General features: G+C 71.8%; 13 protein-coding genes. 6 read left to right on the top strand and 7 right to left on the bottom strand.

The window, feature by feature from the left end; genetic code table 11:
* Position 1: 1 nt before the first annotated feature.
* From hemQ to hemE, 3 genes are read right to left on the bottom strand one after another with little or no spacing between them, the layout of a single operon-like run.
* Entirely contained in the window at positions 2-700 is a 699-nt protein-coding gene (gene hemQ / locus HCT63_RS19265; RefSeq protein WP_167008725.1) for a hydrogen peroxide-dependent heme synthase, read from the bottom strand.
* Between the two features lie 4 nt (positions 701-704).
* Complete coding sequence (gene hemG, locus HCT63_RS19260) at positions 705-2,117, bottom strand: protoporphyrinogen oxidase (RefSeq protein WP_167008722.1); 1,413 nt, start codon at positions 2,115-2,117, stop codon at positions 705-707.
* Between the two features lie 10 nt (positions 2,118-2,127).
* Positions 2,128-3,153: a uroporphyrinogen decarboxylase gene (gene hemE / locus HCT63_RS19255; protein ID WP_243843153.1), complete on the bottom strand. Its 1,026-nt coding sequence runs from the start codon at positions 3,151-3,153 to the stop codon at positions 2,128-2,130.
* Between the two features lie 163 nt (positions 3,154-3,316).
* Between hemE and HCT63_RS19250 the strand changes: the two genes are divergently transcribed.
* From HCT63_RS19250 to secD, 6 genes are all read left to right on the top strand, one after another.
* The gene (locus tag HCT63_RS19250; RefSeq protein ID WP_167008716.1) at positions 3,317-3,919 is read left to right on the top strand and encodes a DUF3000 domain-containing protein; all 603 of its coding nucleotides are present in this window, start codon (positions 3,317-3,319) and stop codon (positions 3,917-3,919) included.
* A complete protein-coding gene (locus HCT63_RS19245) occupies positions 3,916-5,151 on the top strand; it encodes a ribonuclease D (protein ID WP_167008713.1) in 1,236 nt (411 codons plus the stop codon). Before HCT63_RS19250 ends, HCT63_RS19245 begins: the two co-directional genes overlap by 4 nt.
* Positions 5,152-5,193: 42 nt before the next feature.
* Positions 5,194-5,793 carry a hypothetical protein gene (locus HCT63_RS19240; protein ID WP_167008710.1) on the top strand — a complete coding sequence of 200 codons (600 nt, stop codon included), beginning with the start codon at positions 5,194-5,196 and terminating at the stop codon, positions 5,791-5,793.
* A gap of 149 nt (positions 5,794-5,942) precedes the next feature.
* Positions 5,943-7,337, top strand: coding sequence for an NAD(P)/FAD-dependent oxidoreductase (locus tag HCT63_RS19235; RefSeq protein WP_167008707.1), 1,395 nt, complete (start codon positions 5,943-5,945; stop codon positions 7,335-7,337).
* Between the two features lie 72 nt (positions 7,338-7,409).
* Positions 7,410-7,766: a hypothetical protein gene (locus HCT63_RS19230; protein WP_167008704.1), complete on the top strand. Its 357-nt coding sequence runs from the start codon at positions 7,410-7,412 to the stop codon at positions 7,764-7,766.
* Positions 7,767-7,835: 69 nt separating this feature from the next.
* A complete protein-coding gene (secD, locus tag HCT63_RS19225; protein ID WP_167008701.1) occupies positions 7,836-10,142 on the top strand; it encodes a protein translocase subunit SecD in 2,307 nt (768 codons plus the stop codon).
* 86 nt (positions 10,143-10,228) lie between these two features.
* On the opposite strand, the gene HCT63_RS19220 is transcribed toward secD, so the two are convergent.
* From HCT63_RS19220 to HCT63_RS19205, 4 genes are all read right to left on the bottom strand, one after another.
* Positions 10,229-10,741, bottom strand: a complete 513-nt coding sequence (locus HCT63_RS19220) for a hypothetical protein (protein WP_167008698.1) — start codon at positions 10,739-10,741, stop codon at positions 10,229-10,231.
* Positions 10,742-10,812: 71 nt separating this feature from the next.
* Positions 10,813-11,256, bottom strand: a complete 444-nt coding sequence (locus tag HCT63_RS19215; RefSeq protein WP_167008695.1) for an SRPBCC family protein — start codon at positions 11,254-11,256, stop codon at positions 10,813-10,815.
* Positions 11,253-13,877 carry an ATP-binding protein gene (locus HCT63_RS19210; protein WP_167008692.1) on the bottom strand — a complete coding sequence of 875 codons (2,625 nt, stop codon included), beginning with the start codon at positions 13,875-13,877 and terminating at the stop codon, positions 11,253-11,255. The genes HCT63_RS19215 and HCT63_RS19210 overlap by 4 nt, the downstream gene beginning before the upstream one ends.
* An 11-nt stretch (positions 13,878-13,888) precedes the next feature.
* Complete coding sequence (locus tag HCT63_RS19205; protein WP_167008689.1) at positions 13,889-15,022, bottom strand: metallophosphoesterase; 1,134 nt, start codon at positions 15,020-15,022, stop codon at positions 13,889-13,891.
* Positions 15,023-15,084 lie beyond the last annotated feature (62 nt).

Genomic DNA, 15,084 nt, shown 5'->3' with positions numbered 1-15,084 from the left:
GTCAGGGCAGCGTGTCGACGATCTCGGCGACCGTGCGGAGACGCCCCGTGTAGAACGGGATCTCCTCGCGCACGTGCAGGCGCGCCTTGCTCGCGCGCAGGTCGCGCATGAGGTCGACGATCCGGTAGAGCTCGTCGGCCTCGAACGCCAGCAGCCACTCGTAGTCGCCGAGCGCGAACGACGCGACCGTGTTGGCACGCACGTCCTCGTACCCGGCTGCCAACATGCCGTGCTCGCGCAGCATGTCGCGGCGCTCGGCGTCGGGCAGGACGTACCAGTCGTACGAGCGGACGAAGGGATAGACGCACAGGTAGGCCTTGCCGCCGGCCTCGGACAGGAACGCCGGGGTGTGCGAGCGGTTGAACTCGGCCGGGCGGTGCAGACCGGTCTGCGACCAGACGGGGGCGAGGCGCTCGCCGAGCGCGGTGCGACGGAACGCGTGGTAGGCGTCCTGCAGCGCATCGACGGACGACGCATGCCACCAGATCATGAGATCGGCATCGGCACGCAGGCCACCGACGTCGTACAGGCCGCGGATGACCACGTCGCGCGACTCGAGGTCGGCGAGCAGTGCCTCGACCTCCGCGGTGACCTTCGTACGGTCGGCGACGTCGCCGAAGGGCGTCTCCAGCCGGAAGACCGACCACATCGTGTAGCGGATCGTCGCGTTCAGGGCCTCATGATCGAGATCGGTCGTCATACCCTCATTGTGCCCCGCGCCCCGACGGGCCCTCCAGGTGGTCGCAGACCCGGTCGGCCGCCGCGCGCGCGGACGCGATCACCGCTGGGATCCCGACTCCCTCGTACGCGGCGCCGCAGACCTCCAACCCCGGCGTCGCGGCGATCTCGGTCGCGATCTGGGCGACACGAGTGAGATGGCCCACCGTGTACTGAGGCAGCCCGCCGCCCCACCGTTGCACGTGCGCGTCGGCGAGCGGGCCACGCAGACCGACGGCGTCGCCGAGATCACCGACCGCCAGCGCGACGAGGTCGGCGTCGTCGCGCTGGAGCACGTGCTCCTCCCCCGCCCGGCCCAGCGAGGCCCGGAGGACGACGACGTCGCCGGCCCGCTTGGCCAGCCAGCCCCACTTCCACGACGAGAAGGTCGCGGCCTTGATCGCGCGCCCCTCGACCGGCGGGACGAGGAAGCCCGACGTCGTTGCCTCCGCCGCGATCTGCTCGCGCGGCACCGCCAGCGTCACGATGGCCATCGACGCGTACTCGATCTCACGCATCAGCCTGGCTGCGACAGGAGTGGTCGGCGCGACAAGACGTGCCGTCGGCGCCGCGGGGGTCGCCAGCACGAGCGCGTCGGCCTCGAGGATCCAGGGTCGGTTGGCGGGGCCGACGACCAGCCGCCAGCGGCCATGGCCCAGCGGGCTGGCCTCACGGACGGTCTCGCCGGTCCGTACGTTCACGCGCGGATGGCGGACGGCGGCGACCGGCAGCTGCCACAGCCCGCCGTCCAGGCCCGCGAAGACCGGCGGGAGGTCTGCGGGAGCGGACGCCTTCTGCTCCGACGCAGCGCGCGCGAGCCGCGATCCGCGCTCGTGCAAGGCCCAGATCGCGGGAGCGGCAGCGCGTACGGACAGCTCCGACGCGTGCCCGGCATAGACACCGCCGAGCAGCGGCTCCACGAGCACGTCGACGACCTCGCGACCGAGGCGATGACCCACGTACGCGGCCACGGACACGTCCTGGGCCGGCGTCGGGAGCGGCAGGTCGGTACGGGCGCGCAGCAGCGCCGGCGCCGACAGGACGCGGCTGCGCGCCAGCGCCGTCATGTCGCTGGGGACGCCCATCACCGACGGCGGGAGCGGACGCAGGGCGCCGCGCGTCCACAACGAGGCGCTCACAGGCTCGGGGTGGACCAGCGACTCCGCGAGGCCTGCCTCACGCGCGAGCCCGACTGCCTCCGGGCGCCGGTTGAGCATCGACTCGGCGCCGACGTCGACCGAGATGCCGGCGACCTCGGCGGAGGCGAGCTTGCCACCGACCCGCTCGGACGCCTCCAAGATGCTGACCTGAGCGTCGGGAAGCCGGTCGACCACGGCACGCGCAGCCGTGATCCCGGCGATGCCGCCCCCGACGACGACGACGTGGACCGGACCTCTCATCGCGCCTACCTCAGCGGACCTCGTACGCGTGGACATGGTCGACCAACCGCTTCAACGCGTCCGGGTCGGTCGCGGGGAGGACCCCGTGCCCGAGGTTGAACACGTGGCCGCGCGCCTTGCGCCCGGCGTCGAGCACGGCCGTCGCCTTGGCGCGCATCACGTCCTCGGGCGCGAAGAGGACGGTGGGGTCGAGGTTGCCCTGGAGGGAGCGCGTCTTCCCGACCCGCTCCACCGCATCGTCGAGCGAGACCCGCCAGTCGACACCGACCACGTCAGCACCCGCGTCGCCCATCTCCCCAAGCAGCTCGCCCGTGCCGACGCCGAAGTGGATCCGCGGCACGTCGAGGTCGGAGACCGCGTCGAGCACCCGCTTGGAGTACGGCTTGACGTACGTCACGTAGTCCTCGCGCGACAGCGATCCGGCCCACGAGTCGAACAGCTGGACGGCCTTCGCACCCGCCTTCACCTGCACGCGCAGGAACGTCGCGGCGATCGTGGCGAGGCGGCCGAGGAGGGCGTCCCAGGTGTCGCGGTCGCGGTACATCAGCTCCTTGGTGAGCCGATGGTCACGCGACGGTCCGCCCTCGATGAGATACGAGGCCAGCGTGAACGGGGCGCCTGCGAAGCCGATGAGCGGCGTCGTCCCGAGCTCGGAGACGAGACCGCGTACGGATTCGGTCACGTACGGCACGTCCTCGGGCGTGAGGTCACGCAGCTGCTTCTCGACGTCCTTGACCGTACGGATCGGCTTGGCCACGACCGGGCCGGTGCCGGCCACGATGTCGAGGTCGACGCCGATCGCCTTGAGCGGCACGACGATGTCGGAGTAGAAGATCGCCGCGTCGACGCCGTAGCGCCGCACCGGCTGCATCGTGATCTCGACGACCATCTCGGGGCGCGTGCACGACTCGAGCATCGGCACACCCTCGCGGAGCTTGCGGTACTCCGGCAGCGAGCGACCCGCCTGGCGCATGAACCACACGGGGACGTGGTCGACCTTCTCTCCCCGGCACGCCGCGAGGAACGTGCTGGTCACAGGGGTCGCGGCGTTCTTTGCACCGTCCTTCGTCGCACCGTCCTTCGTCGTGTCCGGGGTCGTGGGGACGTCCTTCTTCTGCGCTGCGCTCACGACTTGATCCTCGCAGGTCGCACGGCGCGTCGCCGCCTCAGGTCGGCGGGATCGCGCATAGGCTGGGGACATGGCAGCGCGTACCGAGCTCGACGGTCAGCCGTCGGAGTTCGTTGATGCTGTCGCCCAACTGCGCGACGCCGCACTTCGCCCAGAGGTGCTCTGCGAGCCGCTTCCCGCCCCCCGCAGGATCGCGCCGTACGCGTTCGCACAGAGCGGCGACGTTCACGCTTCCGGTGACGAGATCGGCACCGGGCGGCTCGTCCTGCTCCACGACCCGGCGGGCAACGACGCGTGGCAGGGCACCTTCCGCCTCGTGACCTTCGCCCGCGCGGACGTGGATGCCGAGATGGCGAGCGACCCGGTGCTTCCGGAGGTCGGCTGGAGCTGGCTCGTCGAGGCGCTGGCCGCCAAGTCCGCCTCGTACGTGGCGCCGAGCGGCAGCGTGACGACCGTCCGGTCCGAAGGCTTCGGAGGGATGGAGGAGGACGGCTCCACCGCACAGCTCGAGATCCGCGCCTCGTGGACCCCGCTGTTCGGGCGCGGAGCCGGGCTCGCCGCCCACGCCGAGGCCTGGAGCGAGCTGCTGTGCACCGTTGCCGGGCTGCCGCCGCTCGCGCCGGGGGTGCTCACGCTGCCCCGGCGTGGCCGTGAAGGGCGGCCCCGCCGGTGACTGATGCCGAGTCCGCACCCGCGGAGGAGGTGGTCCTGCCACCCCTCGAGCTGCGCGATCCGCTCCCTGGCGTGATCGACGACACCGAGAGCCTGGACCGCACCCTGGAGGCGCTGCGCCGCGGCACCGGTCCGGTCGCCATCGACGCCGAGCGCGCTTCGGGCTACCGCTACTCCCAGCGGGCATACCTCATCCAGCTGCGCCGGGAGGGTGCCGGCACCGCGCTGGTCGACCCGACCGCGTTCGCCGACCTGAGCGCCCTCGACGAGGCGATCGCCCCGGCTGAGTGGATCCTCCACGCCGCGACCCAGGACCTGCCCTCCCTCGCCGAGGTCGGGCTCCGTCCCCGGTCGCTGTTCGACACCGAGCTCGCCGGCCGACTCCTCAACCTCTCCCGCGTCGGGCTCGCGTCGCTGGTCCAAGAGGTCTTCGGCATGAGCCTGGCTAAGGAGCACTCGGCGGCGGACTGGTCCCGACGCCCCCTGCCCGAGCCGTGGCTGCTGTACGCGGCGCTCGACGTCGAGCCGCTGGTCGGGCTCCGCGACGCCCTCGAGTCCCGCCTCGAGCAGGCCGGCAAGCTCGCGTGGGCGCACGAGGAGTTCGAGGCGCTGCTCGCCTTCACCGGACCTGCCGTACGCACCGAGCCGTGGCGACGCACGTCAGGGATCCACAAGGTACGAGGTGGGCGACGGCTCGCCGTCGTGCGCGCGCTCTGGGAGGCACGCGATGCGATCGCCCGTGAGCGCGACGTGACGCCGGGCAGGATCCTCAACGACGCCGCGATCATCGCCATCGCCCGGTCGCTCCCGCAGAGCCGTCAAGAGCTCCGCGACCTCGAGGCCATGCGCAGCCGTGGCGCGCGACGCTACCTCGACACGTGGGAGGCCGCCGTGGCGCAGGCCCGCGACCTCGCGGAGCGCGACCTCCCGACGGCGGCGGGCAACGACGTCGACGGACCGCCGCCGCCGAGGTCGTGGCCCGAACGCAAGCCCGACGCCGCGGCACGGCTCGCCGCGTACCGGACTGTGCTCACCGAGATCGCCGAACGCCACGACCTGCCTTCCGAGAACCTCCTCACCCCCGATCTCGTCCGCCGTATGGCCTGGGACGACATGGGGGGCGCCGATCCCGAGGCCATCGCCGCGTTCCTGAGGGAGCGTGGCGCCCGACCGTGGCAGGTCGCCCTGACGGCCCCGGCGCTGGCCGAGGCACGCCGCACGCTCGCGACCTGAGTTCAACGGCACGTCGTCAGTCCGCGCCACTACGCTGGCCCGATGGCTGAATTCAAGAAGCCGTTGGTCTCCGGATCGGAGCTCTTCGACGCCCGCGCGGGCGACGAGGACCCTGCAGCACGCGCTGAGGCCGGTGCCCGCATGGCCCACCTCCTCGTCCGCGGCGCGCGCTCAGCCGGTGACCACGAGACGACCGAGCGTGTGCTCGCCCTCGCCGACGAGCACGGGCTCGACCTCCTTGCCGAGCTGTGGTCAGGGGCACCCGCCGACTCGCTCGCGGGCGCGCTGTGGCGGCTCTACGTCCTCCGGACCTGGGTACGCCGCGACCCGGTCCGGGCTGCGCGCGAGTTCGACGCCGGCAAGGCCCACTCCCCCGTCGACGAGGTCGTCGCAGGAGTCGTCGACCCACCCGGCCCACAAGAGGTCGTCGCGCTCGTCGACGCCGTCGTCCGCGGCGTCGTGACCAGCGATCTGGCCGACACGTTCGACCGCGCGGCGGCGTTCGCCAGGCTCGTCGGCATCGGTCGCGCGTCGCTCGACACCACCGACCACGACGATGCACTCAGCGCCTCTCGGCTGGTCGACACGGCCGGCGCGCTCCAGCTCGCCGCTGCACATGAACGACGTGGAGACCTGAGTTAGGCTGGTGCTCGCGTCGGGCTGCGGTAGCCCCGGGTCCCAAAATTAGCCGCTACGAGCGGCCACGCGCCGTGAGGCGCTTCCCAGCCCGGCGCACAACTTCCTCCCGCGCTTGGCCTGCGCGATCGTGCGTGGTGGGCGATGCTCTCGTCATGGACGCAGACACCGCTGCAGGCGACATCGTCACCGACGTCGTCATTCTCGGCACCGGACCAGGCGGTGAGGCGGCGGCCGGAGCGCTCGCCCGCGCCGGGCTCCAGGTCGTCGCCGTCGAGGCCGCTCTCGTCGGCGGCGAGTGCCCGTACTACGGCTGCATCCCCTCCAAGACCCTCCTCCGCTCCGCCGATCTCCTTGCCGACGCCCGCCGCGCCGACGAGGCCGCAGGCGAGGTGAGCGTGGTGCCCGAGTTCGCCCTCGCGTACGCCCGCGTCCGCGAGATCACGGCCGACTGGGACGACTCCGCGGCGGTCAAGCGCCTCCAGGATCAGGGCGTGAGGCTCGTCCGCGGCAGGGGCACGGTCGTCGGTTCCCGGCGTGTCCGCGTGGACGACCGGACCTTCACCGCCCGACGCGGGATCCTCCTGGACGTCGGCACGCGGCCGACGGTGCCGGAGATCGACGGACTCGCGGACACCCCGTACTGGACCAACCGCGACCTCCTGCGCAGCCCCGACCAACCCACCTCGCTGCTCGTCCTCGGCGGGGGCGCGGTCGGGCTCGAGCTGGCTCAGGCGTACGCCCGGTACGGCACGACGGTCACCATCCTCGAGGGCGCCGACCGCGTCCTCGCTCACGAGGAGCCGGAGGCGAGTGCGCTCGTCGCGGCCGCACTCGCCGAGGACGGTGTGACCTTCCGTATGGGCAGCCGCGTCACGTCCGTACGCCATGACGCGGAGCGCTTCGCCGTCACGCTCGACGACGGCGCGACGCTCGACGGGCAGCGGCTCCTCGTCTCGACCGGCCGCACGCCCAACACCGACCGGCTGGGCCTGGACGTCGTGGGGGTCCCGACGCAGCACGGCTACCTCTCCACCGACGAGCATCAGCGAGTCCTCGCCGACAGCAGGCCGGTCGACGGGCTGTGGGCGATCGGCGACGTCACCGGGCGGGGCGGGTTCACGCACGTGTCGATGTACCAGTCCGCGATCGCCGTCGCAGCCATCACCGGGCAGTCCGGGCCAGGTGCCTCGTACCGCGCGCTGCCCCGCGTCACATTCACCGACCCCGAGGTCGGCGCTGTCGGGCTCACCGAGGCGCAGGCGCGACGGCGGGGGCTCGCCGTGCGGACGGGGAGCGCGGACCTCGCCGCGTCGTCGCGAGGCGCGACGTACGGTCCGGGCAACCGCGGCCTGATCAAGCTGGTCGCCGATGCCGAACGACGGGTCCTCGTCGGGGCCACCTCGGTCGGGCCCGCGGGCGGTGAGATCCTCGGCGCGCTGTCGGTCGCCGTCCACGCACAGGTGCCCCTGTCCGAGCTGGTCCGTACGATCTGGGCCTATCCGACGTTCCACCGAGCGATCGGCACGGCGCTGGCCGACCTCTCCTGACCCGCGTTGACCTGCGCGGCCGCCTCGCGCGAAGCAGGCCGGGAGCCACGTCCGTCACGCTAGACTGCACGCATGCTGAGGAACGTCCCGCGTCTGCCTGCCGTCATGGTGGCGGCAGCGCTTTCGGGACTTCTCCTCATGCTGGGCGGCACAGCCTCGGCGTCCAGCATCCGCAGCCACGCGACCTCGTCCACCGACGTACGCCCCACGGAGCCCCGGCTGACGGTCTGGAAGGCCGCGATCCACAAGATCGACGTCGCGACCCGCGCCCACCACGAGAAGTCCGGGCTCGGACCCGAGCTGGCGGCGCTCCCTGCGTCGGCCGACCTCCCCGGTGGGGGCGCCCTCGAGGAGCCCAGCGGGTCGCCGTCTACGGGCGCACCTTCCGTGGCGCCAGGCGGGGTCCTCGGTCGCGCTCCCCCGCGCTGACGGCTCCTCCTCGATCCGTCCTCGCGCACCTCGGTGCGATCGTCTTCTCCAGAATCCCGGAGCACTCTCGTGTCACGACCCGATTCCCGCGCGCCACTGTGGCGTGCGGTCGCGGCGCTCGCCGTCCTCGTCATCTCGGCGGTCATCGCCCTCAACTTCTCTCCGCGCCTCGGCCTCGACCTGCGAGGCGGCACCCAGATCGTCCTCGAGACCCAGGACAGCGAGCGCACCAAGGCAGACTCCGAGTCCACCGACCGCGCGCTCGAGGTCCTGCGCGGCCGCGTCGACGCCCTCGGTGTCTCCGAGCCGACACTCGCCCGCTCCGGCGAGCGCCGCATCATCGTCGAGCTGCCCGGCGTCCAGGACCCCCGCAAGGCGGCCGACGTCATCGGCCAGACCGCGCAGCTGACCTTCCACAACGTCATCGGTCCCGCGCCCGAGGGCACGGAGTCGACCGAGGGCCAGACCGTCGTCAACGACGAGGACGGCAACCCGATCATCGTCGGCCCGCAGGAGCTCGACGGCAACGGCGTGACGAGCGCGAAGTCCGAGCAGGAGCAGCAGTCCCTGCAGTGGGTCGTCAACGTCAAGTTCAACAAGGAAGGCACCCCGGGCTGGCAGAAGCTCGTCCAGGACGCGTGCGCCAACACCGCCGGCGGCCAGCGGATCGCCATCATGCTCGACAACGAGGTCATCTCCTCGCCGCAGGTCCAGCCGTCGCTGTGCGCCGGTGCCGGCTCCACCACCAGCATCACCGGTGACTTCACCTCCCAGACCGCCAAGGACCTCGCCATCCTCATCGAGGGCGGCGCGCTCCCCGTGCCGGTCGAGGTCATCGAGCAGCGCACTGTCGGCGCCACCCTCGGCGACGCCGCCATCGAGGCGTCGTTCGAGGCCGCGATCATCGGTGTCATCCTCACCGCGATCTTCATCGTCTTCGTCTACCGCCTCATGGGCTTCATGGCGAGCATCGCGCTCGGCTCGTACGCCCTCATGTCGTACGCGATGCTCCTTTGGCTCGGCGCGACGTTGACACTGCCCGGCCTGGCGGGCTTCGTGCTCGCGATCGGTCTGGCGATCGATGCCAACGTGCTGGTGTTCGAACGTGCGAGAGAGGAGTACGCGCGCCGGCGCGGCGACGGCCTCAGCCGCGCCCTCGACACCGGCTACAACAAGGCCTGGTCGGCGATCCTCGACTCCAACGTCACGACGCTCATCGCGGCAGGCCTGCTGTTCTTCCTGGCCAGCGGACCCGTGAAGGGCTTCGGCGTCACGCTGTCCATCGGAACCATCGCGTCGATGGTCTCCGCCCTGGTCATCGCCCGTGTCCTCACCGACTGGGCGGTGCGCCGCTCCTTCGCCAAGAACCGGCCCGCGATCACGGGCCTCGCCGGGACGGGGCGCCTTCGTGAGTGGCTCGTCACCAAGGGTCCGTTCCTCATGCGCAAGGCCGGGACGTGGATCGTGGTCACGGTCGTCGGGCTGGTCCTGGCCGTCACCGGCATCGTCACGCAGGGTCTCAACCTCGGCGTCGAGTTCACCGGCGGTCGCATCCTCGACTTCCAGGTGACCAAGGCGATCTCGGCCGACGAAGCCCGTGAGGTCGTCTCTGACGCCGGGTTCCCCGGTGCGGTCGTCCAGGAGTCGAGCGGCGAGTCCGGCGACCAGGACAACATCACCGTCCGTACGGACCAGATCACCGACGACGAGGCCGCCACCATCGAGGAGGCGCTCGACGAGGCCGCGGGCCCGGTCACGAAGGACCGTGACGAGCTGATCGGCCCGAGCCTCGGCGAGGAGCTGCGCAACCAGGCGATCATCGCCTTCATCATCGCGCTCGCGGCGCAGATGGTGTATCTCGCGGTGCGGTTCCGGTGGACGTTCGCCACGGCCGCCGTCCTGTCGCTCGCGTCGGTGGTCACCGCGGTCGTCGGCATCTTCGCGTGGGTCGGTGAGCCGGTCGACGGGGTGTTCCTCGCGGCGATCCTGTCGATCATCGGTCTGGCGGTCAACGACACGATCGTCGTCTTCGACCGGATCCGAGAGAACCTCCGCGAACACCGCGAAGGCTCCAGCCTGCGCAAGACGTTCAACGACGCGATCATGCAGACCATCCCGCGTACGGTGAACACCGGCCTCGGCGCGATGTTCATCCTCGCGGCGCTCGCCATTCTCGGCGGCGCGTCTCTGCAGCCGTTCGCGATCGCGCTGCTGCTCGGTCTGACGCTCGGCACCCTGGCGACGATCTTCGTCGCCTCGCCGATCGCTCTCCTGCTGGAGGAGCGTTTCCGTCCGAAGTCGAAGGAGGACCGGGTCGCGGCGGCCGACCCGTACGCGACCGTCCCTACGGCCGGGCGCGAGTCGGGCACGCTCTAGGCGCGGAGCTGACAGAGGACCCGACGTCGGCGCCAGCGATGGCGCCTACGTCGGGTCCTCTTGTCTGCGGACGTCTGCCCGTACGGTCAGAAGGTGCCGGTGCGTTCGCGGGACACCGTGAAGCCGCGCTCCGACTCGAGATGGACGCAGGTGACTCCGGTCTGCGCGCTGGTGCATCCGACATCGCCGACGATCGTCGAACGACCGTAGCCGAGCTCGGGCGACTTGCCGGCCAGCGTGGCGACGCGGCACGTGAACTCCGCCCCCTCGGCGGTGACGAGGAGCGTGCCGCCCCAACCCTTGCCGCACCCGTCGGGACGCGGCGGTGGCTCGTAGGAGAAGTCCTTAATGTCACAACGGGCGCTGCGCTCGTCGAGACGGCACACGATGTTGCCGGTCGGGCTGCGGAACGCGCGCATCTCGTCACCGACCTTGGGCAGCTTGGTCGACACGCCCTTGATCGGGAGCTCGGCGCTTCGGGACTGGCCAGGCGGCTCGGGCGACGACGTCGTCGCGGTGCCGGTCAGCTGAGCCGCCGACGAGCACCCGGTCAGGGTGAGCGCGGCGAGGGTGAGGGCGACTTGTGTCGCTCGGTGCACGGGGAAATCTCCTCCGGTCGAGGTCGGTGGGCACGCGTGCTCGACGGCCACTCTAGGTGACCGCGAGATCGTCAGGACATGAGGTGTCGCGTGAGCCCGTCGGCACCGTCGCGCATCATCACAGCGTGGTTCAGGCGGAACACGGGTGACAGGACGATGCCTGCGGCGTTCATCCAGGGCTCGGTGGTGACGACCTCTTGGGAGTAGCGCAAGAGGGTCTCCCCGCCGTCGGTGTGCAGCCTCCAGCTCGCCCACCCGTCGAGGTCGCCGGCGATCTCCGCGAGGAGGTGACCGGCGCGCGCGTCGACTCGCGTGCGGTGCAGCGTGAGGTGCAGCGTGTACGGGAGGAGCGAGCGCACGGCGACTCGGGCGGTGTCGTCGTCGATGCCGACGACGTGCCGCACCTGCGGCCACCACAGCGCGTAGTGCTCCAGGTCGGCGACCGCGTCGAACGTCGCCCCCTGCGGCGCGGGGATTCGCCAGGTGCTGGCGAACGAGTAGTGGCGGGGCGTCACCGAGCGACGAGCCGCTCGGTGCGCGCGCCGCCCACGGACTCGAACCGGCGAGGCTGGCACGTGAGGATCACCACCTGCGCGGTACGGCCGACATCGTTGAGCACGACCGCGAGACGCTCCAGCCGCGCAGGATCGGAGAAGCCGAGCGTGTCGTCGAGGATGACGGGCGCGCCCTCGTCGACGTCCACGAGCTGGGCGCAGGCGAGCCGGCCGAGGAGCGCCAGCTGCTCCTTGGCGCCGCCCGACAACGACGTGAACGGGACCGTACGGCCACCCAGCGTGCGGGTCTCGATCGCGAGGTCGGTGCTGACCTCGACCTCGAAGTCGGCGCCGAACACGACCTTGCCGAGCCGATCGATGCGGTGCTTGAAGGGAGCAACGTAGTGGCGCTGGGCGTCGTCGCGCCGGCGCACGAGCGTCTCCTTGAGCAGGGCGACTGCCTGGGCGGCACGATCGAGCCGCTGCCACGTGGCGCGCGCAACCTCGAGGGCGGCCTCCACGTCGACGCGCCGGTCGTGGATGCCCTCGGTCGCGCGGTCGTCGAGGAGTGTCTGCAGCTCGACGCGGCGCTTGTCGGTCCGGGTGAGGTCGCGGTCGACGCTCTCGACGAGCTCACGGGCGTTGGTGAGCTCCATGTCGAGGGTCTCGGGCGAGGCCCCCTCGAACGCGGCACGCGCCGAGGTCGCGGTGACAGCGGCGGCGTCGCGTGACTCCGCGGCCGCGACGACACCATGCTCGAGCGAACCGTCGCTGCTCCCGGAGCGGGCCGCCGCAAGGCGGGCGGCTGCCCGCTCGTGCTCGTGCTCGGCGCTCTCCCGCTCCTGGCGAGCACGCACCGACGCCTCGGCGGCCGCTGCCAGGGCCTCGCGGGCGTGGTCGTGGTCGGCCCTGGACGACGTCGCCTCCCGGTCGGCGTCATCTGCGGCGCGTCGGGCAGCGTCGTGGGCGACTTCGAGCGCGTCGCGGTCGAGCGGAGCGTGCCCGTCCTCACGACTCGTCGAGGCCTCCGCGGCGTCCTCGTCGGTGGCGTGCCGGTTGCGGCTGTCGAGCGTGGCGAGCCGCGTCTCAAGATCGTCGAGCGCGGCTCCGTCGAGTGCCTCGCGCAGCGAGGCGTCGGCGGCAGCGAGTCTCGCTGCCACGTCACGGCGACGCTCGTGGGCCGACCGTGCCGCGGCGAGCGAGTCGACGTCGGCCTCGCGCAGCGCGGCCTCGAACGCCTCACGCGCCTGCGTGACGCGCCGGTCGAGATCGGCTGGTGGTGTGCCCGGTCGTACGAGGACCTCGACGACTCCCTCGACGGCGACCAGAACCTCGTCGAGGACGGCGCCCTCGTAAGGCTCCGCTCCGATCGCGCTGCCGTCGACGAGGACGGGCTGCCCTCCCAGGGGGCGGACGACGAGCGCGGCAGCGGCCGCCTCTCGCGCACCCTCGGCGACCTGCAGGTCGGTCGCCAGGTCGGTCAGGCGCGCGAGGGAGGCGTCGTCGACACGAAGCGGATCGTGCTCAGCACGCGCCTGCGCCCGGTCGCGCGTGGCCTCCTGGGCACGGCGGACCCGCTGGGCGAGCGCGTCCCGCTCGACCCTGTCGCGGTGGCGTGCAAGGGCGGCCGCGGCGTCGTCTGCCGCGCGGCGCGCCTCGTGAGCTCGGGTCGTGGCGGCGGTGGCTTGGAGTCGTGACTCCTCCTCGCGCCCACGGGACTCCCGGTGGGCGGACGTCACCTCGCCGAGGCGCGCGCCCAGCGTCTGCGCCGCGTCAGACCGGTCGGCCTCCTCCGTCACGAGAACCCGCCGCTCGTCACGCGCCCGCATGGCGTGCCCGTGGGCGCGCTCCGCGACCTCGACAGCCTCCTCGGCACGACGCAGCCCGTCGCGCAGCGCATCGACCGCGCGGACCGCCTCCTCGGCGCGGTGGAGCCGCGCGTCGGCATCGATCGACAGGGTCGAGAGCCGTGCGTGCTCCTGCTCGTTGGCGGTGTGGTCCTCGACGTAACGGTCCATCTCGGCGCTGCGGGACTGCAGCGCGACAAGCTGGGCCTCGCGGTCGAGGATCTCGGCGGCAGACTGGGCGTAGTCGCCGCGTGGCTTGCCCGTCGCCGTGAAGAACTTCTCGTACTCGGTCATGACGGCGCTCATCAGCGCGTCGTGATCACCTGTCGCTCCGGCCGAGTCGTCCAGGGCGCGGTGCAGCGACGAGATGCGGGCCAGTGCGGGCTGGTCGAGCGAGGCGCCCTGCAGAACCTCGAGTGCCTCCCACAGGTCGACGTCGACTGTCTCCTCGAGGAGGGCGCTGAAGCGCTGGTGAGCCTCGTCGCCGCTGCGCTGCTCCCGCAGAGGGGCACGCACCTCGAGCTCGGTCATCGGGGACTTGAGCCAGCGCTTGCGGTAGACGAGGTCGTACGGACCGGTCCGCAGCTCGACCTCGGCCTCGGGCCCGACGTCGCGGCCCGCGGGCTTCACGTCGCGCACCGACTGGCTGCGCGAGCTCGACTTGGCCGTGCGCAGCAACCGGATCGCCTCGGCGATCGACGACTTGCCGACCTCGTTGGGACCGACGACGACCGTCACGCCGTCACCGAAACGAACGGTCGACTCCTCGACGCCCCGGAAGTTGCGGAGCGTCACCCGCACGAGTCTCATCGACCAGCACCCGCAAGTCGATAGAGGAGGCCCAGCGCGTCTTGCGCGACCGTGGCGCCCGCCTCGCCGGACGTAGCGCCCTCGACGAGCTCGTCGAGGGCCTCCTGCGCGAAGCCGCTCAGGCCGAGGTCGGCGAAGTCGTGGCCGTCGGGGAGGACCGCGAGATCGGTGTGACGCTCCCAGGCGTCGAGGCGCGCGAAGAGGTCGCTCGCCTCCTCCAGCACGCCCTCGAGGTGGGCCATCTCTGCGGTGGACAGCGTGCCGCTCAGGGTCAGCCAGACCGCCGTTCGCTCCTTGTCGGGCATCTCTTGCAGCCGCTCGGCCAGCATGTCGACGTCGTCGCGCGACGACAACGGCGCGTCCACGACCTCGAACCGCCACCGGCCGACGTGCTCGCGCTCGACCGTGAGCGCCCCCGAGGAGGCGTCCACATCGATGACGAGGACGTTGCCGGGGTCGCTCTCGCGGCGCGAGGTGACCTCGGGCGCACCTGCGTACCAGATGCGGTCCTCGACCTCGGTGGTCGAGTGCCGGTCGCCCAGCACGGCCACGTGCACACAGCCGGTGTCGAGAGCCTTGAGGAGCGCAGGGACCTCGATCGCCGCGAGCGCGTCGCGATCAGGGTTGAGCGTGCTGGCGGCGCCGTGTCCGGCGACGACCCGTACGAGCCCCTCGGGCGCAGGGAGCAGCCCCGCGCACGCGTCCGCCACCAGGTCGCGTGTCGGGTGCTTGCTGAACCAGGGGGCGCCGACGATCTCGACCCCCTCGACCACCGCGTAGGGCGCACTGTCGCGCAGCACGTGGACGTGATCGGGCACACGATCTCGGAAGGCCTGGGAGTCGTAGATCGACGCGGCGTCGAGGGGGTCGTGGTTGCCTGGGAGCAGCACCACCGGCACCGTGAACGAGCGCAGGACCTCGAACGTACGGGCGACGATCGCACGGTCGAGCTGGTTGGACTCGAAGACGTCACCGCACACGACCACGAACGCGGCACCGCGCTCCTCGGCGACCGCGCCGATGCGTCGGACCGCGTCGAGACGGGCCTGCTGAAAGCGGGGGCGCGCCTCGTCGTCGAGGTAGTGCGCCGTCATGCCGAGCTGCCAGTCTGCCGTCGCGACGAATCGCATGCGCACCTCCCGGGGTTTGAGATCCGGGTCCCACCCTAGAAGCGAAGGCCGACACGATCGGG

This window comes from Mumia sp. ZJ430 (genome assembly GCF_011751845.1).
In the GTDB taxonomy this organism is placed as follows: Bacteria; Actinomycetota; Actinomycetes; order Propionibacteriales; family Nocardioidaceae; genus Mumia.
The sequence above is the reverse complement of the archived record's forward strand: the minus strand, read 5'-3'. Positions and strand labels throughout refer to the sequence as shown.